Genomic DNA, 7,701 nt, shown 5'->3' on the forward strand with positions numbered 1-7,701 from the left:
GCCGAGCGTTCCGATACCGTATTTGCGTTGATGTACCCTCATGTCCCACCGGCACGTGGGGATCTTCATGAACGGGGCTGTGTTTCACACGGCCCCGTTTCTGTTTTGGGGACAAATGGTGGCGCTCGATTAGCGCCGGATGACCCGGAAGCGCGCCATGAAGCGGCTGTCGAGGTAGTCCTTGAAACGCCAGCACCAGCGGGCGTGGGCGGACCATCCCTTGTAGTCCATCAGCGCCTTGCCGTCGCCGGTGTTGAGGAGCCGCAGGAAGTCGTGTTGGGGTTCGTAGGGGGAGAGGGGCTCGCCGCGCGCCAGCGCGCCGATGTTGCGCCACAGGACCGGGCCCTGGCGCACGGCGTACACGCCGGCCTTGGGGACGGCGGCGTTGGCCATGGTGCCGCTGTCTCCCACGGCGAAGACACTCTCCGAGCCGGTGGACTGGAGGGTTTCGCGGGTCAGGAGGAACCCCCTGGCGTCCTTCGGCAAGGCGGTGTTCTCCAGCACCGGAGGCGGCGCCGCTCCCGCGGCCAGGATCACGAGGTCCGCGGGAATGCGGCGGCCATCGGCGCACACCGTTTCGTGCGCGTCGACACGGGTGACACGGGCGCCCGTGATCACCTCCACGCCGCGGGCCTCCAGCAGCGCCTCCGCCCGCGGCAGCGCCCGTGGCGACAGGCCGCCGCCGATGCGCTCTCCCGCGTCGACGATGGTGATGGCGTGGCGCACTTCCCCCAGCACGCGGTGCAGGTATGAAGGCAGGCAGAGGCTGATCTCGATGCCGCCGACGCCGCCGCCGATGACCAATACCCGCAGTTCCCCACCATTCTGCGGTGCGATCTCCTGGAGCCGTTCGTAGAGGCGCATGAGGAACGTCTGCATGGGTTTGATGGGAACCCACGTTCCGGGGTCGGCGTCAATGCCTGCGCGGTTGGGCACCGAGCCGGCGCCCACGGACAGGATGTCGTAGGGGACAGGCTCGTGCTTCTCGAATAGGACGGTTCGCGCCTCCACGTCCACGCCCAGCGCGGGCTCCACCACCAGCTCGGCCCGGGCCGCTTGGGCGAGGCTCCGGAGGTCTATCTCCAACCTGCCGGGGGGGTACTGGCCCGACAGGGTGCCGGGCAGCATGCCGGAATAGGTGGACGCGGCAAAGCTCGAAACGCACACCAGCCGGGCGCCCGCGATGGGCTCCCGGCGCCACAGGTCGAGGACATGGGCGTTGGTGTGGCCGATGCCGAGGAGGACGATTCGCGGTTCTTTAGAGGATTGCACGGACGGACGGGCGCGCCGTCATGCGCTGGTACCACGCGTCAAGCAGCGGCAGGCCCGGGTCCGGCAGGATGCCCCACTGGACGTGGCGCATGACCCGCGGGAAGTGGGCGGCGTCGAGCAGCGAGAAGCCGCCGGCCATGTAGTCGCGGCCTTCGAGCTCCTTCTCAAGCGGTTGCAGTTCCTCGATGAAACGGGCCTTGGCCGCGGCCAGCGCATCGGCGTCGCGCTCGCCCTCGGGCTTCATCATCTCGGCGCGGATGGCCTGGTGACTGTCGTTGGTGTGGACGATGCCGTAGTCGATGAGGATGCGTATCCGTGCCCGTGCCGAGGGGTCGGCGGGCAGCAATGACGGGTCCGGGTACTTCTCTTCCAGGTACTCGTTGATGATGCAGGACTCGTAGAGCACCGTGTCGCCGTCCACCAGCACCGGCACCTTGCCGTAGGGGTTCATGGCGAGGTACTCGGGCGCCTTCTGCTCGCGTTTGCGCAGGTCTACGGGGACCGTCTCGTAGGCAAGGCCCTTCTCTTCCAGCACCACCTTCACCCGCTGGCAGTTGGGCGAGGTGGTGAAGTCGTACAGCTTGATGGCGTCGCTCATTGCAGGCTCCTCTTGTCTAGCGTCCTCTACGGCCGGTGCCCCCGCACCACCCGCTCCAGCTCGTCCTTCCACTTGGCGGACACGGTCTCGTGGGTGTCCTTGTCGATCTCGCTCACCGCCGGGAACTGGTCTCTCCACTCGAAGGGCCGGGTGGCGTCGATGATGGCGCGGGAGTTGAGGCCCTTCTTGTCGCGTGGGATGATCGGGTCCAGCGGCCCGCTCCAGGTGCGGCGGATGATGTCGATGGACTCCTCGGGGTTGGAGCGGGTGCACATGGCCCACACCACCTCGTTCAGGTTGGTGATGTCCACGTCGTCGTCCACCACCACCACGTAGCGGCCGAGGTAGGCGCCGGCGTGACACTGGGCCGCCATCATCGCCGCTTGCTTGGCATGGCCCGGGTAACGCTGCCGGATGGCGATGACGATCATGAAGCGCTGGGCCGGCGGCGGCACGTACACGCCCACCACGTCCGGCACCCCGCCCCTCTCCACACCGTTCCAGATCATGGCCGAGCGCAGCATCGAGCGGTACATGCCGTGGATGGTGGGACGGAACGGCGGCGCGCCGGTGAGGATCGGGTCGTCCCGGTGGTAGAGGGCCTTCAACTGCACCACCGGCTCGGCCCGGCGGGCGCTGGCGTAGTAGCCGGTCCATTCGCCGAAGGGGCCCTCGGGGCGGGTGTCGCCCGGCACGATCTCCCCTTCCACCACGATCTCCGCCGCGGCCGGCACGCGGAGCCCGGTAATCGGCGCCTCGATGACGCTCAGTGGCTGCTCCACCAGACCGCCGGCCCAAGCGTACTCGCTCACGCCGGGCGGGACCGCCTGGGAGGCGGCCACGAACATCAGCGGGTGCTGACCGAAGGCCATGGCCACCTGCACCGGCTTGCCCGCCCGGAGCGTCTTCTCCATGTGCATGCGGCCGTGCTTGCCGGGCGAGATGTAGAGCGCCAGCTTGTCCCCCTCGTGCACCATGACGCGGTAGCAGCCGACGTTCTCTTCGCCGGTCTCGGGGTCCCGCGTGACCACCAGGTGCGCGGTGCCCAGATAGCGGCCGCCGTCGCCCGAGTGCCAGCGCGGCACCGGGATGTCGAGGATGTTGATGTCGTCGCCCGTCAAGCGGTTCTCCATGACAGGACCCGTCGCCAAGACGCGCGGCTCCACCGGCTCCAGGGCGCTCAGGCGCGTGCGCAGCCGGTCGATGACCTCGAGGGTGCCGAGGTCCGGCGGCAGGTTCAGGGCGAGCGCGGTGCGCTCCATGGTCTCCATCATGTTGGCCAGGACGCGCCCCTTGCCCTCGTGGCCGACGACGTCCTCGAACAGCAGCGCCGGCGGGGTCGGCGTGCGTTCGCAGATGATCTCGTTCAGAGCGCCCACCTCCAGGTCCCAGTGGGCGCCGGAGATGCGCTCCAACTGGCCCTTCTCCTCCACCTGCGCGAGCCACACGCGAAGGTCGTCGAAGGGAGTCATCTCGGCGTCCTGTATCCGTTGTGGTCTGGCCATGGGTCACCTCTCGTCGATTATACGCCTTACACACCTACGAAACGTCATTCCTGCTCCGTCAGATCCCAGGTGTCGGGCGCGAACAGTTCCTCGGGCGAAAGGTTGCGCTCGCAGATGCCCTGGAACTCGCAGTACTCGATGAACGTGTTGATGGCGTGGCGGTTGGCGTCGAGTCCGAAGGGACACGGGTCGCCGCCAAACACCGCGCGTTCCTCGTCCAGCGCGTGCTCGCGCCAGGCCACCACCATGCTCGGGATGTTCGCGTACCACTGCCGCGCCTGCCGCTTGGCCCGGCTGAACAGCTCGAAGAGGGCCGGCGCGACCTCCGGGTGTTGCTCCAGCACCGATTTCTTGACCGCGAGCACGTGCATGATGGGGAAGAGGCGGGTCTTGGCGAAGTATTGCGCCTCCACTTCCCGGTAGTCCTCGAACAGCCGTTTCAGCGCCGGGTCGGCCAGCAGCGGCGGGAGCTGCGTTTCCGTCACCCCGAGCATGTCCAGCCGTCCCTCGCGCAGGGCGCGCATGGCCCGTTCGGCGGCGTTCCCCTCCCCTTGCAGCACCTCGATTACGGCGCCGCCCGGGAGCTTTACCGAGGTGTCGGTGACGCCGTCGTCCCAATGGTGCAGCGAGGCGGCGTGCCACTGGGAATTCTTCGGCGTCACGCCGTACTCGTCCGTCAGCATGCCGCGGATCCACACCGCGGCGGTCTGCACCCAGCGCAGGAAACCCAGGCGCTTGCCCACGAGGTCCTGGGGCGTGTCGATGCCGGCGTCGCGCCGCACCACGATGAAGCCGTGCCGGAACATGCGGGACGGGAACACCGGGATGCCGACGAAGTCGTTCTGGTTACGCGACGTGTAGTAGATCAGCTCGGCCAGGGACATCTCCGAGACGTCGAACTCGCCCCGGTACATGGCCGCGAACATGCCCTGCACGCTCACCTGCTCCACCGGCTCCAGCTCGATGCCCGGAGCGCTCAAGGTGCCGCGGAGGATGGCGTTGGTGCCGTCGTAGTTGCGGCACGCGAGACGGAGGTGGCAGGGGTCGGACATGGCGAAGGATCTCAGGTGGGCTTGACCCTGCGTTGGGCTAGCTTGGCGCCGGTCTGGAGGTAGTCGCTCTTCACCGCGGCCTGCGCCTCCTCCTCCCACTCGTCGTCCCATTGGCCCAGCGAGTAGCCGTACCACGGCGCCTGGGGCTTGAGCGGCGGCAGCTCCAGCCGGTTCCACAGCTCCAGGGCGTGCTCCATGAACTCGCGCTTCGGCAGCGAGATGGGCGGGAACGGCTCCTTCAGGATGGCGTTGATGAGCATGCCGGAGTCGGTGGCCGGCTGGTAGAAGAGCTCCTTGGCGGTGATCAGGTGGCCTTCGTCCTCGAACGGCGGCGAGTGGCCCTTGACCCGTCCGGGCAGGATCAGCACGTCCTGGTGCGGCTTGGAGCGGTAGCAGATGGCCCACCACACCGCGTCCAGGTTGTGGGGGTCGATGTCGTCGTCCACCGCGATGGCGATCTTGCCGACGCCGTGCTGGTAGTTGGCGATGCTGTTCAGGGCGCGCCAGACGTCCCCTTCCGCGGGCTTGCTCATCTGCACGATGACGAGCTTGCGCAGGTTGGTGAGGGGCTCGTGCATGGCCACCTGGGTCACGCTCTTGATGCCCACGGTGTCGCGCAGGTAGCGGCGCAAGAGCGGCTCGTAGCCCACCTTCTTGATGACGCTGGACTCGCTGGGGGTCACCTGGCTGATGAACGAGCACAGCACCGGCTTGCGCTTCATGGTGATTGCGGTCACTTCCATGAACGGCGACACCGTGCGCGGGTGCAGATAGCCGTGGGATTCGCCGAAGGGGCCCTCCGGCTCCACGAAATCCGTGTTGATGAGCCCCTCGATGACGATCTCGGCGTTGTCGGGGACCTCGATGTCCACGGTCTTGCAGCGCACTAGCCGGACCGGCTCCCCGGCCAGACCGCCGGCAATTCCCATCTCGTCCACACCGGGCGGCACCTTCTGCACCGTGCCGTAGGAGACCACCGGCGGCGCCCCCACCACCAGCGCGGCGTGCAGCGGCTCGCCCCGCTCGCGGCACTTGTCCCAGTGCGGGAAGATGTGCTGGTGCATGCCGGCGTACATGCCCACGCGCTTCTGGCTCTTGATCTGGCCGCGGTAGTTGCCCTGGTTGCGAATGCCGGTATCGGGGTCCTTGGTGAACCAGTGGGAACAGGTGGTATAGGGGGCGTTGTCGAACCCCGGCGTGGAGATGGGCACCGGAAGCTGCAGCAGCCCGCCGCCCTCGACGTCGAGGTCGGCGCCCTGCAGCACCACGTCGTGCACGGGACCGGACTCGACGATGGCCGGCTCGATGGGGTTGGCCAGCGCGTGCGCCCAAAGCTCGGGGATCTCGTCCACCGGGCGCTGCAGCCCTACGGAGTACACCTGCGGCGAGGCAGCAAGCGCGGCCACCGCCACCGGCATGTCGTAGGTGCGCCCGTGGCTGTCCACCACGTTCTCGAACAGGAATGCCTTGCGCTCCGCCTCGGGCAGGCCGCCGCGGAACTGCCAGCGCACCAGCGGGTGCATCTCCGTGTCCTTGTTGATGGGGTGGCGGACGCGCAGCAGGAGTCCGGCGGACTCCAGGTTGGACAGGTGCTCTTGAAGGTCGGGATAGGACATAGCCGGGTTCGCGTTCTCTACCGAGTGCCGTTACGCGCCGTTGCCGGCGGGACGCTGCTCCTCGCGGTACAGCTCCAACGCTTCCAGCACCGGCCGGTCGTTCATGGAGAAGAGCACCGCCTCCTCGTCGAAAGGGTTCTCGTGGCGGTGCCACTGCCAGTTGGGGATCATGAAGGAATCGCCCTTCTCCCATTCCAGGAACCCTTCGCCCACGGCGGTGCGGCCGCGGCCGCGGAACACGTGGTACAGCGAGGTGCTGGTGTGGCGGTGGGTGCCGGTGACCCAGCCCGGCTTCAGCATCTGCGCCTCGCAGGACAGGGTCGCCATGGTGTAGCCGCCGGTCACCGGGTTGATGTAGCGCACCAGGTGGCCGTCGAAGGGGTCAGCCTCGGCATCGGCGATGTTGTGGAGCGACGCGTCGGTGTCCTGCCAGCGGTAGCGGAACGGCAGGCCCCGGCCCGGCGATTCCGCGTTGGCCGGCGGGCGGGCGAAACCGAAACGCATCTGCGCGTCGCCGTCGGCGCGGCTCACGCCCTGGGTGTCCTTGTCGTAGTTCTCGAAGAACAGCACGTTCAGCGCGTTGATGAGCGGGCCGTCGAGGCCGTCGAGCCACACGATGGGCTCGTCGGACTCGTTGTGATGCTCGTGCCAGGTCCAGTTGGGCGTGAGGATCAGGTCCCCCTCGTGCATGGGGAAGCGCTCTCCCTCCACCAGCGTGAAGGCGCCGCTCCCCTTCACCACGAAGCGGATGGCCGCCATGTTGTGGCGGTGGGGCCGCGCGATCTCGCCGGGGTTCACCACCGAGAAGGTGAACAGCAGCGTCCGGGAGGTGGCGCGGGTGGGGTTCTGCGGGTTCACCAGCCGTATGGCACGGCGCTCCGCCAGCTCCAGCCCCACCGACTCCCTGGCGTCCATCAGGCACGGGTACACCTCGCGCCACTTCCACAGGTACGGCGCCTCGTCCTTGTGCTCGGGCGTGCGCGTGTTCCAGAACCCCGAGAGGTCGTGCTCGGCCAGCGACTCGTTGAGGTCCTTGAGCTCCATCTTCATGGGAGAATTCCTCGGGATGCGGCGTCGGCTCGCCGGCCCGGGCGGCTCCGAAACCGCCCGCCGGCTATGGTCGCAAAGAAACCCGGCGTGTCTGTCGGATTTGGTTTGTCCTGTTTGTCCTTCGACTTCGCTTCGCTACGCTCAGGACGAACGGTGACAAGTTTACGATTCATCAATTACTATTTACGTTCGTCCTGAGCGTAGCGAAGCGAAGTCGAAGGACGCCGTCTAAGGAAGACGGCTCATGGCCGTTGCCATGCCGCCGAAGTAGGCCCGGTGGAGATCCATGGACTCCCTGGCGGTGTTCAGCACGCCGTCCTCGCCGCCCTTGGGAACGTAGCGCTCCAGGATGTCCAGGAACATCTCCGCGTGCTTCTCGTCCGCGGCCCGATGGGCGGTGAAGTTGGGCATCTGCTCGTCGGTGAACTTCAGGTCCCTGCTCCAGCTCTCGTAGAGCCGGCCGCAGTTGCCGCCGCCGAGGTCGCCCAGCAGGCGGTCGTCGTTGGTCCACTCTGCGATGGTGGACGCGGCCAGGCCCTCCTGCCACGGACGCGTGCGCGCGATCCAGAACCAGCCGAACACCGCAGCCCGGGTGGTGGGGAGCGGCT

Annotated in this window: 7 protein-coding genes; all 7 read right to left on the reverse strand. The window is 67.6% G+C overall.

Going from position 1 to position 7,701, the window contains the following annotated elements; all coding sequences use genetic code 11:
* Nucleotides 1-129: 129 nt before the first annotated feature.
* A complete protein-coding gene (locus OXU42_05385; protein MDE0028824.1) occupies nt 130-1,272 on the reverse strand; it encodes an FAD-dependent oxidoreductase in 1,143 nt (380 codons plus the stop codon).
* Nucleotides 1,259-1,870, reverse strand: a complete 612-nt coding sequence (locus tag OXU42_05390; GenBank protein ID MDE0028825.1) for a glutathione S-transferase family protein — start codon at nt 1,868-1,870, stop codon at nt 1,259-1,261. Before OXU42_05390 ends, OXU42_05385 begins: the two co-directional genes overlap by 14 nt.
* Before the next feature lie 26 nt (nt 1,871-1,896).
* On the reverse strand, nt 1,897-3,375 hold the full coding sequence (locus OXU42_05395; GenBank protein ID MDE0028826.1) for a UbiD family decarboxylase: 1,479 nt from the start codon (nt 3,373-3,375) through the stop codon (nt 1,897-1,899).
* Between the two features lie 44 nt (nt 3,376-3,419).
* Entirely contained in the window at nt 3,420-4,427 is a 1,008-nt protein-coding gene (locus tag OXU42_05400; GenBank protein ID MDE0028827.1) for a hypothetical protein, read from the reverse strand.
* An 11-nt stretch (nt 4,428-4,438) separates the two neighbouring features.
* Nucleotides 4,439-6,043 (reverse strand): UbiD family decarboxylase, encoded by a 1,605-nt coding sequence (locus tag OXU42_05405; GenBank protein MDE0028828.1) that lies wholly within the window; start codon nt 6,041-6,043, stop codon nt 4,439-4,441.
* Between the two features lie 30 nt (nt 6,044-6,073).
* Entirely contained in the window at nt 6,074-7,093 is a 1,020-nt protein-coding gene (locus tag OXU42_05410; GenBank protein ID MDE0028829.1) for a cupin domain-containing protein, read from the reverse strand.
* Between the two features lie 228 nt (nt 7,094-7,321).
* On the reverse strand, nt 7,322-7,701 hold a 380-nt coding region (locus OXU42_05415; GenBank protein MDE0028830.1), incomplete at its 5' end, for a hypothetical protein.

It is taken from the genome of Deltaproteobacteria bacterium, assembly GCA_028818775.1.
Classification (GTDB): Bacteria; Desulfobacterota; Binatia; order UBA9968; family JAJDTQ01; genus JAJDTQ01.